We start from the raw sequence: 19,059 nt of genomic DNA on the forward strand, positions 1-19,059 counted from the left end.
ATATTCATCATCATAGTTTTACACACTTTTTGACCTATAACCCGAATAACCCCATTTTGATGACTGATGCGGTATTAAATAAAAAAGCCAAGAACCACAACAATCGTGAGAAATTTGTGTGATTCTTGGCTTCAGTAGCGGGGCATGGATTTGAACCATGGACCTCTGGGTTATGAGCCCAGCGAGCTACCGAGCTGCTCCACCCCGCGTCGGCTACTTTTAGCAGCTCTATCTACGATAGGTGCAAATTTAGATTTGTCAACTTTCGGCGTGTCTTATTGGGCTACTCTGGAAATTCTGTTGATGGTCATAATAGAGGCATAAACAGTTGTGAGATATAATAAACATATGCCTATTAAGATTCCTGAAGGATTGCCAGCACGAAGCATATTAGATGCTGAGCGTATTTTTGCATTGGAACGCCCAGAAGCAGAACAGCAGGATGTTCGTCCGCTGCGCTTATTGATTTTGAATCTCATGCCCAAAAAAATCGAAACAGAAACTCAACTTTTGCGCCTTATCTCTAAATCGCCTTTGCAAGTTGATGTCGATTTTATGAAAACTTCCACGCATGTATCAACACATGTGAGTGCGGATCATTTAGTGAAATTCTACGAAAATCTTGACGCACTTCGTAACAATTATTACGACGGCTTTGTGGTTACAGGTGCACCAGTCGAACATATGGAATTTGAGGATGTTGATTATTGGCAAGAATTCACTCAAATTCTTGACTGGGCAGCAACACATGTTTTTTCAACAATGTACTTATGCTGGGGTGCAATGGGCGCGCTTTACCATCGTTACGGCATAAAAAAGCATGTGCTCAGTGAAAAAGTTTTTGGAGTATTTCCGCAATATTTGCAGGATGAGTATTGCTTTCTTACGAACGGGTTTGATGAAATTTCTTTGCAACCGCATTCTCGAATAGCGAGTGTGGATATTGACGATATTGCTGCAGACAAGCGTTTACAAATTCTTACATGCGGTCCTGAATCTGGTCCGGGTTTGGTCGCAACACGTGATTTTTCAGAAGTATTTGCACTCGGGCATTGGGAATATGGCAAAATGACGCTTGCTCAAGAGTATGAGCGCGATATGGCGAAGGGTTTACGTAACGTGCCATTTCCACGCAACTATTTCCCTCATGATGATGCAAAATTAGAGCCGCTATTTTCTTGGCGTGCGCACGCAAATTTGCTATGGCGCAATTGGCTAAATTGGGTATATGAGACTACGCCTTACAATCTTGCCAATATTCCGCAGCTTCGTGCTACAGGCAAACTTGGAACAGATCGTTCTATTCGTCATGAGCCAGCTTCTCCGCGCGTTGACGATTTTTACCCATTCCGCCACATGAAGTACGGTATACATGAATAATTTCCACGATGGTGTAATTATGTACATACGGAGAGTACAATCAGCATTTAGATGTATTTTTCGTTTCGTGCCCCGCGCCTTGCGAGATAGATGTGCTACTGAATGATTTATTATGTCGCGAGAATGAATGAATTGCATTAATGAGATGAACAGCACTGTTATTAAGGCGTGTGAACGAATTGCTTAAGGAGGCACTTATGGATGGAATGGTTGACTTGTTGCTGAGGACTACCAATGTAGCTTCAGCAGTGGCTTCGTCTGGACCAGAATTGCCTAATATTGGCGAATTTTTGCCTCCAGAGATTTTGTTCCAGGGCACACCGTTTGCTATGAACCGCATTATTTTAGTGCGTGTGCTTATGGCTGTAATTGTCATGATTATTTTCGGCATCGGTGCTGCTCGTGCAAAGTTAGTTCCAGGAAGATTCCAAAGTATGCTGGAAATCTTAATGGACTTTGTGCGTTACAACATTGTGTACGAAATGATTGGTGAGGAGCGCGGTAAGCGTTACGTGCCAATGATGTCTACACTTTTCATCACGATTTTCTTCTTTAATCTTTGTTCTGTGATTCCAGGATTAAATATGGCTGCAACCGCAACCATTGCTGGTCCGCTTGTATTTGCTTTGTGGGTTGTGTGCCAATATCTTATTGCTGGCATTCGCGAAAAAGGTTTTGTGCGATTCTTCCGTGAAGCGTTGTTCCCAGCGGGTGTGCCATGGCCGATTTACTTCATTCTTTCGCCATTGCAGCTCATAGAATTAATAATTGTGCGACCACTTTCGCTTACAATCCGTTTGTTTGCGAATATGATTGCTGGCCATTTGCTGGTGGCCACTTGTTTAGTATTCACCAATTTCTTTGTGGTGGATTCCAGCAATAAACTCCTTGCCTTCGGCGGTGCATTATGGCTGCTTGGTGGCATTCTGTTTACCCTATTCGAAATTATGGTAGCCGGTTTGCAGGCGTTTATTTTCACTGTGCTTGCTTCTGTCTACATTTCGGAAAGTTACCCTGAAGAAGAAGAAAAGTCTGCTGTTGCTGTGGCTTGATAGCATAGCTTAAATCTTCAGATTTTACCTATCTTACGGGTTTATACTGGTTACTGTTTTACAGAAAGGAAACCAATGAATAATATCATCGCTCTCGCAGGTTTGGTCGGTAACCTGAGCATTCTTGGCTTTGCTGTTGCAACAATTTCTCCTGCACTTGGTATGGCAATCGTTGTTGCTAAAGCTATGGAATCTACTGCACGCCAGCCAGAAGTTGGCAACCGTATTCAGTTGTTCATGTTCGTCGGCTTGGCATTCATCGAGGTTCTGGGTTTGCTCGGATTCGTTGCCTACATTATGGGAAAGTGAACCGAACGAAACAACTCGTTCCAGCGCAAATATAAAAGTGTTGAAGGAATAGAAAGGACAAGCCATGGCACATGCATCTGAGAGTAATGGTTTGGCGTTGTTCTTGCCTGAGCCTTATGACTTAGTGTGGTCGTTAGTTGTTTTGGTAGTTCTTGCAGTGTTTTTCTACAAGTTCGTTATGCCTAAATTCCAGGCAATTCTTGACGAGCGCGCAGAAAAAATCGAAGGCGGAATAGCTAAAGCAGCAAATGTGCAGCATGAAGCTGACGAATTAAAAAGTCAGATGGAAGAGGAGCTTGCTCAAGCTCAGGCTGATGCTGCAAAAACTCGCGAAGAGGCTCGTACAGAAGCTTCAAAAATCATTGGCGAAGCTAGACAACGCGCTGAAAAGGATGCTGCCAAAATCATTAGTGAGGCACAACATTCTATTGAGGCTCAGCATAAGCATGCCATGTCCAGCCTCCAAGGAGAAGTATCGGTTCTTGCAGCAGCGTTGGCTGGCAAGATTCTTGCATCTAAGCTGGATGACGATACTGTAAGCTCCAAAATTATTGATCATGTAATTGATGAAGTTGGAGACACTAAAAATTCGGATCAGAGCAAGTAAAGCTTGATGCATTAATCTCAATAGTAAGTTATTGAGTTTGATGCATTCGTTGCATTACTTCGTTTTTACAGAAACGAGGAGGTAAGAATGCCAGAAAAGGCATCGCGTGCAAACGATAGTTTGTCGCGTTCTTCACTCGCTCAGGCTATTACAGATGCACATGATGAAGCGCAGCGCATTGCTGACGAACTTTCGTCAATGATGGGCATGATTGATCAATATCCTGAGCTTTCTGATGCGATTACCGATCCGAACAGGTCTTCGGAAGATAAGTCTCGTTTAATTGACGAGCTTATTGGAGGTAAAGCGCACCCTGTTGTATTGCGCATTATGCACTATCTCGTAGGAACCTGGCATGGTGGATCTGAAAGCGGTAAAACCGGTAGCTTTGGTGGCGCTTGGTCAGGCTTCGAGCGTGAAGCTGGTGAGACCTTGGTTACGGTCACTACTGCTCAACCGCTTACAGATAAGCAGATTAAGCGTTTGATTGAGATCTACAGCAATAAGTTGGGTCATCGCGCATACATTAACCCAATTGTGGATCCAAACGTGCTTGGTGGTATGCGTATACAAATCGGTGATCAAATAACCGATCGCACCATGTTAATGCAGCTGAAGCAGTTGCAGCGTTCTGCTCGCAATGGTGCTTGGACACAGGCAGTGAAGTAATAAATTAAGGAGAATTATGGCGGAACTATCTATTGATCCCGCCCTTATACGCAAGGCGCTCGACGGTTTCGTTGACTCGTATAAGCCTGCAGACATGCCAACACAAGAAGTTGGTTATGTTGTTACGGCTGGTGACGGTATCGCGCACGTAGCCGGATTGTCCGGCTGCATGGCGAACGAGCTGCTCACCTTTGAGAACGATACCTTGGGTCTTGCGTTCAACCTTGATGCACATGAAATCGGCGTTGTTATTCTTGGCGATTTCACTGGCATTGAGGAAGGGCAGGAAGTATACCGCACAGGCGAAGTGTTGTCTGTGCCGGTTGGTGACGCTTATCTTGGTCGTACTGTGGATCCTTTGGGTAATCCAATCGATGGTTTAGGTGCGATTGAGTGCAATGAGCGTCGTATTCTTGAAGCCCAGGCTCCAGACGTTATTCACCGTCATCCAGTTGACGAACCTTTGTCTACTGGTTTGAAGGCTATTGACGCAATGACGCCAATTGGTCGCGGTCAGCGTCAGTTGATTATTGGTGACCGCCAAACCGGTAAGACTGCAATTGCAATCGATACAATTATCAACCAGCGTACAAACTGGGAGAGCGGCGATCCAAAGAAGCAAGTGCGCTGTATTTATGTAGCAATCGGTCAGAAAGGTTCTACTATTGCTGCAGTGCGCCAAAGCCTCGAAGAAGCAGGCGCTATGAAGTACACCACGATTGTGGCAAGCCCGGCTTCTGATTCTGCAGGTTTTAAGTACATTGCACCTTACACTGGTTCTGCAATTGGTCAGCATTGGATGTATAACGGCAAGCACGTTTTGATCGTTTTTGACGATTTGTCGAAGCAGGCAGAAGCATACCGTTCAATTTCCTTGCTTTTGCGTCGTCCACCTGGGCGTGAAGCTTACCCAGGCGACGTGTTCTATTTGCACTCTCGTCTGCTTGAACGTTGTGCTAAGCTTTCCGATGATTTGGGTGGCGGTTCTATGACCGGTTTGCCAATTATCGAGACTAAAGCAAACGATGTTTCTGCGTATATTCCAACCAACGTGATTTCTATCACTGATGGTCAGATCTTCTTGCAGTCTGATTTGTTCAACGCAGGTCAGCGTCCAGCAGTTGACGTCGGTATTTCTGTGTCTCGTGTTGGTGGTGCAGCTCAGGCTAAGGCTTTGAAGAAAGTTTCTGGCATGTTGAAGATTTCTTTGGCTCGTTACAAGTCTTTGGAATCTTTCGCCATGTTTGCTTCCGATTTGGACGCAGCATCTAAAGCTCAGTTGACCCGTGGTGCACGCTTAACTGAGTTGCTTAAGCAGAAGCAATTCTCTCCTCGTTCTATGGAGCAGGAGGTTGTTTCTGTGTGGGCTGGTACGCATGGCAAGCTTGATGATATTCCTGTGAAGGATGTTTTACGTTTTGAAAGTGAATTGTTGGATTACTTGGATAAAGGTACCGACATTTTGCAAGTAATTCGAGATACTGAGGACTTCACTAAGGAAACTGAAGCAAAGCTTGATGCTGCTATTGATGATTTCCGTAGGACGTTTAAGACTTCTGTAGGCAAGCCTTTGATTGTAAAGGATTCGTTGCCGCCGGCTGAAAATCCTGCTCCTGTTGAAAAAGAGCAGCTTGTTGCAAAGCCAAAAACAGACGGTCGCGAGCCTGAGGGGAAGTAGCGTATGTCCTCCCAACTTGCATTGAAATCGAGAATTATTTCCACACAGTCTTTGGGTAAAATCTTTAAGGCTCAGGAAATGATTGCGTCTTCGCATATTGCAAAAGCGCGTGATATTGCGCTGAATGCTAAGCCTTACAGCGACGCAATTTTCGATGCCGTGCAGGCGTTGGTAGCTCATCACGAAGCAAATATTAAGCATCCTATTTTCGGTAAAGAGCATGCCGGCAACCGTGTAGCGGTTCTAGCTCTTACTTCTGATCGCGGCATGGCAGGTGCGTTTACGTCTTCGATTATTCGTGAGACTGAGGCGCTCCTTGCCAAGCTTGATGCGGAAGGTAAGCATGCAGAACTGTACGTGTATGGTCGTCGTGGTGCAACTTACTATAAGTATCGCAATCGCGATGTGGCAGGCACTTGGGAAGGTTCTACGGATCATCCTGATGTCACTATTGCAGAAAAGATTTCCGATACGTTGATGGATGCTTATATGACGCCGGAAGCGGAAGGCGGAGTTTCGGAACTGTATATTGTATTCACTGAATTTATCAATATGGTGAGGCAAAAGGTTCGTACACTACGTATGCTGCCAGTTGAGCTGGTTCCATTGAAGGATGGTGAGGAGTTTGCTATGCACCGTCCTGATTATGAAGCAGCTTCTGGCCCTTCAGCATCGTTGTCGTCTACGAGCGCAGTTTCAGCTCGTGAAGAAGCAGTGAGCCGTAGCAATCCTGATGCTGTTGAATATTGCTTCGAGCCAAGTCCAGATGAAGTGCTGGATGCTGTTCTACCGAAGTATATTCAGTCTCGTATTCACGAGTGCTTGCTTACTTCTGCTGCTTCTGAAACGGCGAGCAGGCAGAACGCTATGCATACGGCTACAGATAACGCCCGCAATTTGGTGGATGATTTGACTAGAAAGCTTAATGCTTCTCGTCAGGCATCTATCACTCAAGAACTTACCGAGATTATCGGCAGCGCTGATGCGCTGAATAATGAGGAGGATTAGGAGCATATGGCTGAGAATCAGACCACAGCGCCTCCAGAAGCTGAAAAGGAAGTCGACCCAACGGCTGGTCGCGTAACTCGCGTTCAGGGTTCCGTGATTGACGTTGAATTCCCGGTTGGCTATCTGCCGGATATTTACAATGCTCTCAAAGTAGATATTGCTACCGTAGGTAATACGGAAGGTGATACCGTTCACGAGATTACGTTGGAAGTTGAACAGCACCTTGGTGATTCCACCGTGCGAGCAGTGGCGCTTAAGCCTACGGACGGCTTGGTTCGTGGTGCTTTAGTGCGCGATACTGGTGGTCCAATTTCCGTACCAGTTGGCGATGTTACTAAGGGTCACGTGTTCGATGTTACTGGCAACATTTTGAATGCTAAGCCAGGTGAGAATATTGAAGTAACTGAGCGTTGGCCAATTCACCGCAACCCACCTGCTTTCGATCAACTTGAGTCTAAGACTCAAATGTTTGAAACTGGCATTAAGGTTATTGATTTGCTTACCCCTTACGTTCAAGGTGGCAAAATCGGTCTGTTCGGTGGTGCAGGTGTTGGTAAAACCGTGTTGATTCAGGAAATGATTCAGCGCGTTGCACAGAACCACGGCGGTGTGTCTGTGTTTGCTGGCGTCGGCGAGCGTACTCGTGAAGGTAACGATTTGATTGGCGAAATGGCTGAGGCTGGTGTTTTGGAGAAAACGGCACTTGTCTTCGGCCAGATGGATGAGCCTCCTGGGACTCGTCTTCGTGTGCCTCTTACCGCTTTGACTATGGCTGAGTACTTCCGCGATGTGCAGAATCAAGATGTGTTGCTGTTTATTGATAACATCTTCCGCTTTACTCAGGCTGGTTCTGAGGTTTCCACATTGCTGGGTCGTATGCCTTCTGCAGTGGGTTATCAGCCAAACTTGGCTGATGAAATGGGTGCGTTGCAGGAGCGTATTACTTCTACTCGTGGTCATTCCATTACTTCGCTTCAGGCTATTTACGTGCCTGCAGATGATTACACTGATCCTGCACCTGCAACAACCTTTACGCACTTGGATGCAACTACTGAGCTTTCACGTGATATTGCAGCTAAGGGTATTTACCCGGCTGTGGATCCTTTGGCTTCTACGTCAAGAATCTTGGATCCGCGTTACGTTGGTCAGGCTCATTATGATTGCGCTAATCGTGTGAAGGCTATTTTGCAGCGTAACAAGGAGCTTCAGGACATCATTGCTTTGATTGGTATTGATGAGCTTGGTGAGGAAGATAAGACTACTGTGAGCCGTGCACGTAAGATTGAGCAGTTCCTTGGTCAGAACTTCTACGTGGCTGAAAAGTTCACAGGTCGTCCGGGCTCTTACGTGCCAGCAGATGAAACCATCGAAGCATTCACTCGTATTTGCGATGGTGTTTACGATGAGATTCCTGAGCAGGCATTCTCGGGTATCGGTGGCATCGATGATCTTGAGCGTCGTTGGCACGATATGCAGCAAGAGTTTGGTGCGTGATTATGGCAGAGAAGCAAGTAAAATCGCTGCACGTGAGTGTGGTGGCAGCCAGGCATCCTGTGTGGGAAGGTGAAGCCAAATTCGTTGTTATTCCTTCTGTGAATGGCGCAATGGGTGTGCTTCCTGGACACGAGGCTGTGCTTGCGTTGATTAATCACGGTTTTGTCAAGGTTGATGATTTGAAGGGTGTGCGTCACGTTTTTAAGGTGACGGATGGATTCTTCTCCGTTGACTCTGACAATATTACAATTGCTGTAGAGCATAGTTGTAACGTCGATAAAGACGGTAACGTGCTGCCTAACGCTAAGGTGATTTAGGCTTACGTATAAGTGAAGTAAGCGAAAAGACAGGAGTTTGGATATCCCAAGCTCCTGTCTTTTTGTTTCTATCGTGCGTTTAAAAAATAGATCTCAGTGGCGAAACACTGTTACTAACTCAGTCAGCCGAGTCACTAATATTGTCTTCAAAATCGTAGTATTTTTCACTTTTGAAAGTAGATACGTATTTTCACTTTCAAAACTGTAATATTTTTTCACTTTTGAAAGTGGGGCGTTTGTTTACGCAAAATTCAGATCTTTACTTTGATATGCATGCCACTGCTGCGTTGCTTACGCCGAAACGAGTGTCTGTATGTTATAGTGCACAACTTAAACTTCTAAAAATCCAAAGTTTAGGTCATCAATAACCTAAACTTACGAAAAATAAAAGTTTAGGTCATCAATAACCTAAACTTGTAAAAAATCGAAGTTTGATTCATAATATTCATAGGATTATAAAATTCATGAAATTTGTGGCCACACAATCAGCATTGGCACTGTTTTGCTAATCGCTAAACTTGTTAAAGCGGAGTTGAGGTTTATTATGGTAAATTCGCAAAATCAGCCACTTGAAAGCGCAAATTTGCCAATGCGCAGTAATCGCACTGCAATAGTCGGCAAAAATATTAAAAATCGCGATATTTACCTTAGCCAGCTTATATCTTTCAAAGATACAGAGCCTGTAAAAGTTGTAACAGGTATTCGCCGCTGTGGCAAGTCAACTCTGCTTAAGCTCATGCAATCGTACTTGCTTAACTCCGGGGTTGAGCAAAATCAAATTATATCTATAAACTTTGAGTCACTCGAGTTTCAAGATATGAGTTACAAAGACTTATACTTTTACGTTAAAAGCAAGATTGAGTCTACTAAGATTGAGTTTTCTGGTATTAAGTCTCCTAAAAAAACGTATCTTTTCTTTGACGAGCTGCAGCGTATAGATCGTTGGGAAGATGCAATTAACTCGTTTCGCGTAGATTTTGATTGCGATATTTACATAACTGGATCCAACGCATACCTGCTTTCCTCGGAGTACTCAACATACTTGTCTGGGCGGTATGTGGAAGTGAAAATGTATCCGCTTTCGTTCAAAGAGTTCGTTGATTTTCAGGATTATTCCATTGAAGAATATAAGTCTCCGCTCGGTGATTTGAAAAAAAGAGCGGTGAGTGCGAATGGCAGTAGTGTAGAGCTTGGTGACTTGTTTGCAGCTTATATGCGTTACGGTGGTATGCCTGCAATTTGCGATTTTGCTTTAGAATCAGGTTTTAACCAGAGTAGTGCAATGACTTTGTTGGACGGAATTTATTCCACTGTAGTAGTTCGCGATATACTCGAGCGCGAGAAGCGCCGCGGGCAGAGGCAGATTACAGACGCCGACCTTCTTAGAAAAATCATTATGTTTTTGGCAGATAATATTGGAAACAATACGTCTTTAAATTCTATGTGTAATACGCTTTCTTCGGAAAATCTGCTTGATTCTGCGGATAGCAATTCTCGTGGCTTGCGCGCGCGTGGCACTAAGCCCGCTACTCAAACTATATCTGCTTACGTTGGTGCGTTAAAAGAATCTTACATGTTTTACGATGTTAAACGTTTCGATATTAAAGGTAAGGATTATTTACGCACTCTTGGCAAGTATTACATTGTTGACATTGGGTTGCGTAATTATTTGCTTGGATTTAGGGACAGAGATAGAGGACATGCGCTGGAGAACGTTGTTTTCTTTGAGCTTTTAAGGCGAGGCTACGATGTTGCTGTTGGTAAAATAGATAATTTGGAAGTGGATTTTGTTGCGACTTCTGCTTCCGAAAAGCTTTATATTCAAGTAACTGAAAGCATGATGGATGAGTCTGTGCGCGAGCGAGAGTTAAAGCCGCTTCGTAAGATTCATAATAATTACGATAAGTTGGTTATAACTTTGAGTAAGGCTTTAGATGATGACTACGACGGCATTCGCGTTGAAAACATTGTTGATTGGCTGCTTAAGTAGCGTTGTTTATTTGTTTCTTAGCTAGCTGTTATGGGTATGCATTAAAGCGCGTAAATCGTGCTACGCCGAAACAAGTGGCGTTATGTTGCCGATGCTGGATTCGTCAAATCGCAGAATGTCGTAGTCGCGTTGAAGGTTGAGCCAGAAATCGGGGGTTGTTCTAAAAGCTTTAGATAGCTTGTATGCCATTGCTACACTGATTGCGCGTTTGTCGTTTAAAATTTCTCCGATGGCTGTTTGGGATGTTCCAATAGTGTGTGCAAGTTTGTATGAGCTGATTTTAAGCGGTTCCATAAATTCTTCGCGCAAGATTTCGCCAGGAGTGCTCAAGTGTTTGTTAAGTTCCTTTTCTCTGGTTTTCATAAAATTATGGTAATGCATTGCGTTACTAACGTCAAGCGTTAGTGTTATTTGTGTTAGAGCTATCAAGTGTTTAGTATGCTGTTTTTAGTTGATTTTTGATTAATATTGTTTATTTTTGGCAACGGGGGGTATTCTTGTGTGTGATTGTTGATGAATTTCTGGCTTTACTTTTATCAATCTGCCAGTTGTGTCAACATGTGATATTTGCGCTTTTTGTGTGAGAGAAGAAAGGATAAAGTATGCTAAAGAAAAAAGCGATAGGTGCTTTTGTTGCTGCTGCTACTTTGCTTAGTGGTTTTGCTTTTGCATCGCTTGCTCCAGTTGCGTTTGCAAACGATGACAACAGTGGTAGTGATATAGAGAAAAATTGCGAAGTTCGCGAGAAAGATGAAGAATTTCACATAGGTATTTACACCCGCACGCTATATTGCAAAGATTCCAGCAGTTCAGAATATCATGAGGCGTCACTCGCAGAAAGAAAGGAATGGAGCATAGCTGTTGCAAAGAGACTTAATGTTCCAGGAGAATTATTTATTGGTGATGCGCACGATTGGTGTGATGGCATTTTTTGCCCATTAGGCCCTTTTGTTGATTATGATCGTGTTGACAACTATATTAATGAAAAACTGAAGACGAGCGACGTATTTTGCTATTATGCACTTCGGGGCGGATTCTTGCATAGCATGGACGAAACAGGCAGAAGGAGAGATGTCGTAACAAGTGGTGGCCCTGAATACTGCGATAAAAATGGATGTAAAGACGCCAGTATAGGTACCAACGAATATAAAGTATGCAAAGCGCATGGATATTTCAATGATGGCGAAGATCATAAGTCTGGTTCAGACCAAACTCCTGCTCCTGCTCCTGCTCCTGCACCAGCTCCTAAGCCAGCTCCAGCTCCTGCACCTGCACCTGAGCATCATGGTATGACTCCTGCCCCTGCTCCTTCAGTGCTTGACTCGCTTACTCCTGCGCTCGACGACAATATTGATTTTAGCGAGATGTTAGATATGGCTGATTTTGATGTTGATGCGTTGGGTGATTTGTCTGATTTAGGCAACATGAACGTCGGGGATTTCGTCGGCACTGGTAGTGTTGATAACTTTGGTGACGCTGATACCCCTAGTGGTGTAGATGATTTCAACATTGGTGATTTCGATCTGTCTGATTTCGATTTTGCTGATTTGTTGGATGATCTTGGTGATTTGGATCTTGATGATTTAGCTACTGCTGATGTCGCTGATGCTGATTCTTCTGTTCCAGCTGTGCCTGTTGGTGTTGTAGCTCGTTAGGTTAGCTGACATAGTGTAGTTGTTATAAGTGAAAAGATTAAGGGTCTTCGTTTGCGTTCGCCTGCTTGCGTTCGCGCGCGAAGGCTCTTTCTTTATGTGCTTTTCTACTGCATTCTGTTTATTGTGTTTTCGATTGCGTTCTGTTATTTGACTTAGTTCGCGCTAAGCAGCCATTGCGCTATGTCTATTACGCGTATTCCTTCAATATCGTAAGAATCGTGGCGAGTGTTTGCAAGTAGGATTTTAGGGTAAGAGTCTTTTATTGCTTTTAACGGCGAAAGTTCGCGTTCCAATGTGGAATCATTGCTAATGTTGTCTGAAACTTGAATATAAAGTTTTTCACTCGCTTTTATTGCCACAAAATCTACTTCTTTTTGATAAAGTTTACCAACATAAATCGAGTATCCTCTTCGCATAAGCTCAAGTGCCACAATATTCTCGTACGCTCTTCCGTAATCCATGTTGCGCGTTCCTAGAATTGCGTAGCGTAGCGCGGTGTCTGCTAAATAGTATTTTTCGTTTGTTTCTAAGTATTTTTTGCCGCGAATATCGTAGCGTTTTACTTTATAAAACATGAACGCATTGCATAAATATTTTAGATAATTGCCAACTGTTATGTGTGTTGTTTCAATCTGATTCTGCTTAAGTATTGAGCTTACATTGTTTGCGGTTGTGAGATTTGCGATATTGTCCATTAAAAATTCGCATATTGAGTCAAGAAGTGATACTTCCGATATTGCGTATTTGTCTACTAAATCGCGTTTAACAAGAGTTGTATACACGTTTTTTATGTACGCTTGTGCATCGTCTTGGTTGGCGTAAACGTATGATCCTGCAAGCCCGCCCTGTTGTAAATACTTTTGCAAAGCATCGTTAAAGTTGTTTTCTACTTCAAAGTATTCGCAATATTCTGCAAAACTAAACGGGAATACTGGTATTTCAATGAATCTTCCACTAAACAGTGTTGCAAGATCAGAGCTAAGTAAGAATGCGTTGGATCCTGTTAAGTAAATATCGTATTTATTGCTATTGTGAAGGCTGTTAATCGCAAGCTCAAATTTTGGGCATAATTGAACTTCGTCAATCATAAGAACGTTGTACGCTTCGGGTATGTAACGGCTTTCAACGTACGCAAAAAGACTTTTGTAATTTTTCAGATTTTCATAATTTAGGTTATTGAAGTCAATGTTGATTATGTTAAGTTGTTGGCTGTTCTGCTGATGTTGTAGTGCGTCTGGTAGTTGCGCATGCTTTGCTGAAGCGTAAAGTTTGCTACTTTGATTACTGTATGTGTTTCCTAAATATGTGCGGTAAGCGCGTAGTAGTTCCGATTTTCCACTGCGTCGAATTCCGGTAATGATTTTTATATCTGGCGTGCCTTTAACGCGTTTGAGGCGATTTAAGTAATCTGTTCTCTCGATAATCTTCATTTTAATCGCCTTTCACTTTCAAAACTGTAATTTTATTTCACTTTTGAAAGTATTATACCATTTTCACTTTCAAAACTTTAATTTTATTTTACTTTTGAAAGTATTATATCATTTTCACTTTCAAAACTGTAATATTTTTTAAGTTTTGAAAGTGAGTGCCTATTTGCGCTCGCGTTCGATTGTTTGTTTTCTTGCTTGCGTGCGCGCGCGAAGGCCCTTTCTTTTTGTGCGCATGCCACTGCTGCGTTGCTTACGCCGAAACGAGTGGCGTTATGTTGCCGATGCTGGATTCGTCAAATCGCAGAATGTCCTGTAACTAAAGTGTGCCGTAACTAAAGTGTGCTGTAACAAAAATATGCTGTAATCAAAATGCATTGCGAATAGTAAAATAGTGCGTAGTTATTTTTGATTTTAGAGCGGGTGCTGGCAGGGAGAAGAAATGATTGATAAAGAAACGCAACGTAGACGTGAAGAAAATTTGGGTCTTGCAATAGCTTCAGGCAGACTTGAAGGCAATTCGCCTTCAAAAGAGTTTCTTTATGACGCAAATCAATATGCTAAAGGTTTTATAACCAGTGACGAATTTGTTGCTAGAATGCGTTCTAGATATAGTGTAACGGATTAACTTACTCGGATTGCGTTAGTGCTATGGAAACAGTTTTTGATCCATATCTTATTTCCCACACAAGGGTGTTAAAGAACAAATCTAATATAAATAATCAGATTGAATTAGATAAATATGAGAACGATGCTGTTCTCACAAGATGCTCTATTTTGTACGAAAACTTGCCGCATGCTGAAGGAACTGTTAAGCAATTGCAGTGGATTCATCATTATCTTTTCCAGGATGTTTACGATTGGGCTGGTCAGATTCGTACTATAGACATGTCTAAAGGCGGTGGTGAGCCGTTTCATCCGCTTGAATACATGGGCGTTGGGATTCGCTACTGCGAACAAACGCTTAAAAATGATAATTTATTGCAAGGTTTATCTATTGATGAGTTTATTAGTAAGCTAAGCGTAAATTACAATAATTTTAATGTTTTGCACCCATTTCGTGAGGGCAATGGTAGAACACAGCGTGTTTTTTGGGATATAGTTGCGCGAGATGCTGGATACCATTTTGATTGGGGATTAATAACTCAGCGCGTTAACGACAAGGCTTCAATACAGGCCAAAGATGCTAACGATACCAAGCTTCTTGAAGACATGTTCCACATTATTACAAAGCCTTTGAATGTTGAGCTTTTAGCTCAGCAGCAGTTTGCGCATCTTGTTGAAGAAGAATACGAATACGCGCCGAATGTGGCTAGTGTTTTGCAAGATAAGGATTATGCTGCGTATAAAACGCGTTACGGCATAGATTGATTAGGGCTTTCGCTCGCGTTCGCTTGTTTGTTTTCTTGCTTGCGTTCGCGCGCGAAGGCTCTTTCTTTTTGCTTAAGTTTTGCGAATCTTTACTTTTGAGTGTACAAAATCGCAATTATCTTTACTTTTGATGTTGATTATGGGAAAATAAGTAAAGATTTTAGTGTGTGAGTATTTAGATTCTTCATGATTTATCTCAATCAAAACTATGCAAGCGGAAGAAAGCGAACTGTTAAAAATGTATGATTACTCGGGATTGAACAAAAGGCTACAAGAAAAATGCGTTAAAAAATCTCAATTAGCAGCCGAGCTGCATATTTCTTCTCGTACGATTGCGAAAATTTCAAAAGGTGAAAAACTGTCAAATTCAGTAATCGCAAAAATAAGCAACTATTTACAATGTAATCCGAGCGAATTGTATCGCGTAATTTCAAGTAACCCTATTTTGCAGAGGCTTAGGGAAGAAAAGGAGCATCGTATACCTGGTGGAATTTACCACGAGCTTCAAATTCGCATGACGTACAACTCGAATCATATTGAAGGTAGCCAGCTAAGTGAAGATCAAACTAGGCGAATTTTTGAAACTAATACTATTGATTCCGAAGAAAATGTGGATGGTGTAGTTGATAGCGCGGCTTCAAGCACTGGTGCAGCAGAGAGCACAGCTATTAAGGTTGATGACATTGTTGAAACAGTGAATCATTTTCGCGCGATTGATTATTGCATTGATGTCGCTGAAGAGCCTCTTAGCGAAGACATGATTAAGCATTTACATTTGCTGCTTAAACGCGGAACAAGCGACGAGCTTCTGCCTTGGTTTCGTGTGGGCGACTACAAGTTGCGCGCAAATGTTGTAGGTGGTGTGCAAACTTGCGAGCCGAAAAAAGTGCACGAGGAGATTAGTAAGCTGTTGGCTGAATACCTTGCTAAAACTGATTTGCAGCTAGAGGATATAGTTGATTTTCACTACAGGTTTGAGCGAATACACCCATTTCAGGACGGTAATGGCAGAGTTGGGCGTTTGATTGCTTTTAAGGAATGCTTAAAGCATAATATCGTGCCGTTTATTATTGAGGATCGAAAGAAATATTACTATTATCGAGGTCTCAAAGAATACAGCAATGAGCGCGGATTCTTAGTTGAAACTTGCTATGACGGTCAAGATACGTTCCGTGCGTTGTTGAAGCTTTTTGGGTTGTGACGCAAGCTTTTTGTAAAGAGACTGTATTGCGTAACGTATGCGCGGCGTGGTAGCGTGTTTTATACGACTTGAAAACGAAAGTTTTGCGGGCGATGCATTTATGCGTCGCCCGATTTTTTCTGCTTACCCTTACATACCCCCATTTCGCAAAATTAAAAAATTTTCAAATTTGCGAAATGAAATTTGCTAGTTTTATAGCGTTGTAAATCATGCTACGCCGAAACGAGTGGCGTTATGTTGATGTTGCAGACGCTACCGATGTTTCTATACTGCTATTTTTCAAAAATGTAGGTATAGACGAATGTTTTTTACTTGCTATGCCTTCATTTTGCGAAAATGTCGGTATAGAATAGATTTTTACGTTAGTTAAGCAATCATTTTGTGATAAATGCGTTATTTGCGTATAAGCAAAAATATCGCAAGCAAAATATTGCAAGACATTACTACAAAATCCTCAATAACGTAGACGCAATAATGTAAACGCAATAACGTAAACGGAGCTGCATTATGGATTACAAAACAATACGCAAAATAGTTGCGATGTCTAAAAGTAATGCAAAACCGTGCGATATTGCGGAAGAAGAATATCGATCGCGCATTGATAATCCTGCGACGTATCGTTCTGGAATCGTATTTGATAATCATGAGATTTTTGCAATGTGCGTAACGGATCTTGTAACGCACATAGATGATATTATGTGCACTGAAAAAGTCATTGAAAAAACATGGAGCATGCTGCCGCGGTTTGCTCAGCGTGAGTATTTAATGCAACTTATTGCAAAAGAAGTGCAAAATACAAACATTATTGAGGGTGTTCACAGCACTAGAAAAGAGCTTTCCAAAGCGCTTAATGCTGCGAGTGAACAGAATAAGCATACGCGTTTTAGTGAATTTACTAAGCTTTTTCTTGAGCTTGCAGATTCTAAAGAAAAGTCTGTTACGGACTCTGTTGCGGATTTGAATGTAAAGTCGGTTGCCAACTCCGATGAGTATGGCACTTCAATTCCGCAAATATTACAAGATATACGAAAAATTTACGACAGCATTATGCAAGGCGAATTAGAAGAAAAAGACATTCCAGATGGTGAGATTTTTAGGAGTGGGAAAGTAAGTATTCGTGATGGTGCAAATAATGTAGTGCATGATGGCGATGCAACGGAAGTAGAAATTCAAAATCATTTAATGCAGATGTTGAGATTTATGAATATCAGCAAAGTCCCAACGCTTATTAAGGCGTGCATGTGCCACTATGCTTTTGAGAGCGTGCACCCATTTTATGATGGGAACGGCAGAACTGGGCGATTTTTGCTTGCTTTGCAATTGCATGATCAGCTTTCGATGCCAACAATTTTGAGCTTAAGCTCTATAGTTTATGCAGAAAAATCTGGATACTATGCTGCTTTTTCTAAATCGCAGGAGCTATTTAATTGCAACGATTTAACTATGTTTTGCTGCACAATGTTGGAATATATTAAAAAAGCGCAGAACGAAGTATTAGACAATATTATTTTGCAAGCAAAACAGATTATTTACTGTATGGATAAGCTATCCGAGTTTTCTAAAAAAACATCGATTTCTAAAGTGCAGCACGAAGTGATGACCATTTTGTTGCAAAATAAGCTTTTTTCTTATAACCCAACTCCCATGACTCGCAAGCAATTAAGTGAATACGTTGGCAATGCAATTGATGAGAAGATTGGCGAGCGAAAGATTGTGAGCGCGCTTAACGGTTTGATTGATTTTGGAATGATTGACGTGGTAGGTGAGCGTCCTATTCGGTATGAGCTTTCTAAAAAAGCGAATGAAATGTTTGAGTGAAGCAAGCGATGTTTAGGAATGTAATGGCGTTTGAGCGCGCGCTTGGCACGGGGATTATTATCTCTAGCAGCGTGCCGATTTCGCAGCGCGTGCAGAAGCGGATTCGCGCTTTTGTTGAAGAGTATGAATCGGTGCTTTCGCGCTTTCGTGAAGATTCGCTTGTTTCGCGCATGTCTCGTGCGGAGGACGGCGGCGAGTTTGAGTTTCCAACGTGGGCTCAGCCACTTTTTGCTCTTTATAGCGAGTTTTACGCTGCAACGCACGGTGCTTTCGACGCGTGCGTTGGCGCGGATTTGCTTGCTCTTGGCTATAACAATTCTGTTCGCTTTATTCCGCAATCGGCAGCTGGCTCAGGTAAGAATGAGAATAGTAGCAGTGATAGTTGGTCTAACTATCGCCGCGCTTTGCCAGTTACGTGGGCAGATATTTCGCAAGGTGGCGGCGGCACAACGCTTTGCACAAATCAGCCAGTGCAGCTTGATTTTGGTGCAGCTGGAAAAGGCTATTTTGTAGATTTTGTAACGCAGATTATTAAAGAGGAGCTTAGCGAGCAGCTTCATGAGGATTTTGATTTTTTGGTAAACGCAGGCGGCGATATGCGCGCTTGCTTTAGCAAAGAGAATAGTCAAATAAAAGTGGCTCTGGAAAATCCTTTTGACACAACTCAAGCAGTTGGAGTGGCATCAATCGCAAGCGGGGCGCTGTGTGCATCGTCTAGTGCAAGAAAGCGTTGGAAAGTAAAAGAAGCAAGTTACTTAGGTAAAGATGCAAGTGGCTTTGAGTCTAATTTAATTGCGACTCACTTGATTAATGCGCTTGACGGCATTCCTGCTTGCGATTTATGCGCAAGTTGGGCGTATGTGCCTGCTAAAACTTGCGATTTTCCAGCTGCTTATGCCGACGCGATTGCAAGTGCGTTGTTTGTATCGAAAGAAAGCGATTTGCAAAAAATCGTGCAAAATGTTGGCGCTGAGTTTGCTGTAATCTCGCCAAATCATGCGCTTCGCAAAACGCGCGCATTCCCAGCGCACTTTTTTGCCGAATGATGCCGAATAATGCTGAATAATGCGGGATAATTCCAAC

The 19,059-nt window shown here is 42.6% G+C and carries 18 protein-coding genes, 1 tRNA gene and 1 pseudogene; 17 read left to right on the forward strand and 3 right to left on the reverse strand.

Annotated elements, in window-relative coordinates; all coding sequences use genetic code 11:
* Positions 1-135 precede the first annotated feature (135 nt).
* A tRNA-Met gene (locus tag HMPREF3208_RS03780) sits at positions 136-209 on the reverse strand.
* A gap of 139 nt (positions 210-348) precedes the next feature.
* Between HMPREF3208_RS03780 and HMPREF3208_RS03785 the strand changes: the two genes are divergently transcribed.
* From HMPREF3208_RS03785 to HMPREF3208_RS03830, 10 genes are all read left to right on the forward strand, one after another.
* Positions 349-1,380 carry a homoserine O-succinyltransferase gene (locus tag HMPREF3208_RS03785; RefSeq protein ID WP_064347321.1) on the forward strand — a complete coding sequence of 344 codons (1,032 nt, stop codon included), beginning with the start codon at positions 349-351 and terminating at the stop codon, positions 1,378-1,380.
* Between the two features lie 197 nt (positions 1,381-1,577).
* Complete coding sequence (gene atpB, locus HMPREF3208_RS03790; RefSeq protein WP_032814995.1) at positions 1,578-2,432, forward strand: F0F1 ATP synthase subunit A; 855 nt, start codon at positions 1,578-1,580, stop codon at positions 2,430-2,432.
* Between the two features lie 75 nt (positions 2,433-2,507).
* Positions 2,508-2,741, forward strand: a complete 234-nt coding sequence (atpE, locus tag HMPREF3208_RS03795; RefSeq protein WP_004126223.1) for an ATP synthase F0 subunit C — start codon at positions 2,508-2,510, stop codon at positions 2,739-2,741.
* A 64-nt stretch (positions 2,742-2,805) separates the two neighbouring features.
* Positions 2,806-3,348 (forward strand): F0F1 ATP synthase subunit B, encoded by a 543-nt coding sequence (locus HMPREF3208_RS03800; RefSeq protein ID WP_016637239.1) that lies wholly within the window; start codon positions 2,806-2,808, stop codon positions 3,346-3,348.
* Positions 3,349-3,435: 87 nt separating this feature from the next.
* Positions 3,436-4,017: a F0F1 ATP synthase subunit delta gene (locus HMPREF3208_RS03805; RefSeq protein ID WP_016637240.1), complete on the forward strand. Its 582-nt coding sequence runs from the start codon at positions 3,436-3,438 to the stop codon at positions 4,015-4,017.
* A gap of 16 nt (positions 4,018-4,033) precedes the next feature.
* The gene (gene atpA / locus HMPREF3208_RS03810) at positions 4,034-5,695 is read left to right on the forward strand and encodes a F0F1 ATP synthase subunit alpha (protein ID WP_064347324.1); all 1,662 of its coding nucleotides are present in this window, start codon (positions 4,034-4,036) and stop codon (positions 5,693-5,695) included.
* A 3-nt stretch (positions 5,696-5,698) separates the two neighbouring features.
* A complete protein-coding gene (locus HMPREF3208_RS03815) occupies positions 5,699-6,703 on the forward strand; it encodes a F0F1 ATP synthase subunit gamma (protein WP_016637242.1) in 1,005 nt (334 codons plus the stop codon).
* Positions 6,704-6,709: 6 nt separating this feature from the next.
* Entirely contained in the window at positions 6,710-8,197 is a 1,488-nt protein-coding gene (gene atpD / locus HMPREF3208_RS03820; protein ID WP_016637243.1) for a F0F1 ATP synthase subunit beta, read from the forward strand.
* A 2-nt stretch (positions 8,198-8,199) separates the two neighbouring features.
* On the forward strand, positions 8,200-8,514 hold the full coding sequence (locus tag HMPREF3208_RS03825) for a F0F1 ATP synthase subunit epsilon (RefSeq protein WP_016637244.1): 315 nt from the start codon (positions 8,200-8,202) through the stop codon (positions 8,512-8,514).
* A 544-nt stretch (positions 8,515-9,058) separates the two neighbouring features.
* Positions 9,059-10,504: an ATP-binding protein gene (locus HMPREF3208_RS03830; protein ID WP_230953077.1), complete on the forward strand. Its 1,446-nt coding sequence runs from the start codon at positions 9,059-9,061 to the stop codon at positions 10,502-10,504.
* A 60-nt stretch (positions 10,505-10,564) separates the two neighbouring features.
* On the opposite strand, the gene HMPREF3208_RS03835 is transcribed toward HMPREF3208_RS03830, so the two are convergent.
* Positions 10,565-10,867 carry a HigA family addiction module antitoxin gene (locus HMPREF3208_RS03835; protein WP_016637394.1) on the reverse strand — a complete coding sequence of 101 codons (303 nt, stop codon included), beginning with the start codon at positions 10,865-10,867 and terminating at the stop codon, positions 10,565-10,567.
* A 239-nt stretch (positions 10,868-11,106) separates the two neighbouring features.
* Between HMPREF3208_RS03835 and HMPREF3208_RS03840 the strand changes: the two genes are divergently transcribed.
* Entirely contained in the window at positions 11,107-12,159 is a 1,053-nt protein-coding gene (locus HMPREF3208_RS03840) for a hypothetical protein (RefSeq protein ID WP_064347326.1), read from the forward strand.
* Between the two features lie 152 nt (positions 12,160-12,311).
* On the opposite strand, the gene HMPREF3208_RS03845 is transcribed toward HMPREF3208_RS03840, so the two are convergent.
* Positions 12,312-13,589 carry an ATP-binding protein gene (locus tag HMPREF3208_RS03845; RefSeq protein ID WP_064347328.1) on the reverse strand — a complete coding sequence of 426 codons (1,278 nt, stop codon included), beginning with the start codon at positions 13,587-13,589 and terminating at the stop codon, positions 12,312-12,314.
* Between the two features lie 439 nt (positions 13,590-14,028).
* On the opposite strand from HMPREF3208_RS03845, the gene HMPREF3208_RS03850 reads away from it, so the two are divergent.
* From HMPREF3208_RS03850 to HMPREF3208_RS03870, 6 genes and pseudogenes are all read left to right on the forward strand, one after another.
* Positions 14,029-14,214: an antitoxin VbhA family protein gene (locus HMPREF3208_RS03850; RefSeq protein WP_064347330.1), complete on the forward strand. Its 186-nt coding sequence runs from the start codon at positions 14,029-14,031 to the stop codon at positions 14,212-14,214.
* A 23-nt stretch (positions 14,215-14,237) separates the two neighbouring features.
* On the forward strand, positions 14,238-14,957 hold the full coding sequence (locus tag HMPREF3208_RS03855) for a Fic/DOC family protein (RefSeq protein WP_016637388.1): 720 nt from the start codon (positions 14,238-14,240) through the stop codon (positions 14,955-14,957).
* A 238-nt stretch (positions 14,958-15,195) separates the two neighbouring features.
* Positions 15,196-15,324 (forward strand): annotated as a pseudogene (locus HMPREF3208_RS06990) (cell filamentation protein Fic); the annotation flags it as partial.
* 78 nt (positions 15,325-15,402) lie between these two features.
* Positions 15,403-16,158, forward strand: coding sequence for a Fic family protein (locus tag HMPREF3208_RS03860; RefSeq protein ID WP_230953079.1), 756 nt, complete (start codon positions 15,403-15,405; stop codon positions 16,156-16,158).
* 507 nt (positions 16,159-16,665) lie between these two features.
* On the forward strand, positions 16,666-17,976 hold the full coding sequence (locus HMPREF3208_RS03865) for a Fic family protein (RefSeq protein ID WP_016637383.1): 1,311 nt from the start codon (positions 16,666-16,668) through the stop codon (positions 17,974-17,976).
* A 23-nt stretch (positions 17,977-17,999) separates the two neighbouring features.
* Positions 18,000-19,022, forward strand: coding sequence for an FAD:protein FMN transferase (locus HMPREF3208_RS03870; RefSeq protein ID WP_064347331.1), 1,023 nt, complete (start codon positions 18,000-18,002; stop codon positions 19,020-19,022).
* The last annotated feature ends 37 nt before the right edge of the window (positions 19,023-19,059 follow it).

The organism is Gardnerella vaginalis, from assembly GCF_001546485.1.
In the GTDB taxonomy this organism is placed as follows: domain Bacteria; phylum Actinomycetota; class Actinomycetes; order Actinomycetales; family Bifidobacteriaceae; genus Bifidobacterium; species Bifidobacterium vaginale_D.

Bases quoted from the DNA above. Each gene is read 5' to 3' on its own strand.
- atpA (WP_064347324.1), top strand. From the start codon at position 4,034: ATGGCGGAACTATCTATTGATCCCGCCCTTATACGCAAGGCGCTCGAC.
- HMPREF3208_RS03835 (WP_016637394.1), bottom strand. From the start codon at position 10,867: ATGAAAACCAGAGAAAAGGAACTTAACAAACACTTGAGCACTCCTGGC.
- atpB (WP_032814995.1), top strand. From the start codon at position 1,578: ATGGATGGAATGGTTGACTTGTTGCTGAGGACTACCAATGTAGCTTCA.
- HMPREF3208_RS03785 (WP_064347321.1), top strand. From the start codon at position 349: ATGCCTATTAAGATTCCTGAAGGATTGCCAGCACGAAGCATATTAGAT.
- HMPREF3208_RS03800 (WP_016637239.1), top strand. From the start codon at position 2,806: ATGGCACATGCATCTGAGAGTAATGGTTTGGCGTTGTTCTTGCCTGAG.
- HMPREF3208_RS03825 (WP_016637244.1), top strand. From the start codon at position 8,200: ATGGCAGAGAAGCAAGTAAAATCGCTGCACGTGAGTGTGGTGGCAGCC.
- HMPREF3208_RS03865 (WP_016637383.1), top strand. From the start codon at position 16,666: ATGGATTACAAAACAATACGCAAAATAGTTGCGATGTCTAAAAGTAAT.
- HMPREF3208_RS03870 (WP_064347331.1), top strand. From the start codon at position 18,000: ATGGCGTTTGAGCGCGCGCTTGGCACGGGGATTATTATCTCTAGCAGC.
- HMPREF3208_RS03840 (WP_064347326.1), top strand. From the start codon at position 11,107: ATGCTAAAGAAAAAAGCGATAGGTGCTTTTGTTGCTGCTGCTACTTTG.
- atpD (WP_016637243.1), top strand. From the start codon at position 6,710: ATGGCTGAGAATCAGACCACAGCGCCTCCAGAAGCTGAAAAGGAAGTC.
- HMPREF3208_RS03855 (WP_016637388.1), top strand. From the start codon at position 14,238: ATGGAAACAGTTTTTGATCCATATCTTATTTCCCACACAAGGGTGTTA.
- HMPREF3208_RS03850 (WP_064347330.1), top strand. From the start codon at position 14,029: ATGATTGATAAAGAAACGCAACGTAGACGTGAAGAAAATTTGGGTCTT.
- HMPREF3208_RS03830 (WP_230953077.1), top strand. From the start codon at position 9,059: ATGGTAAATTCGCAAAATCAGCCACTTGAAAGCGCAAATTTGCCAATG.
- HMPREF3208_RS03805 (WP_016637240.1), top strand. From the start codon at position 3,436: ATGCCAGAAAAGGCATCGCGTGCAAACGATAGTTTGTCGCGTTCTTCA.
- HMPREF3208_RS03845 (WP_064347328.1), bottom strand. From the start codon at position 13,589: ATGAAGATTATCGAGAGAACAGATTACTTAAATCGCCTCAAACGCGTT.
- HMPREF3208_RS03815 (WP_016637242.1), top strand. From the start codon at position 5,699: ATGTCCTCCCAACTTGCATTGAAATCGAGAATTATTTCCACACAGTCT.
- atpE (WP_004126223.1), top strand. From the start codon at position 2,508: ATGAATAATATCATCGCTCTCGCAGGTTTGGTCGGTAACCTGAGCATT.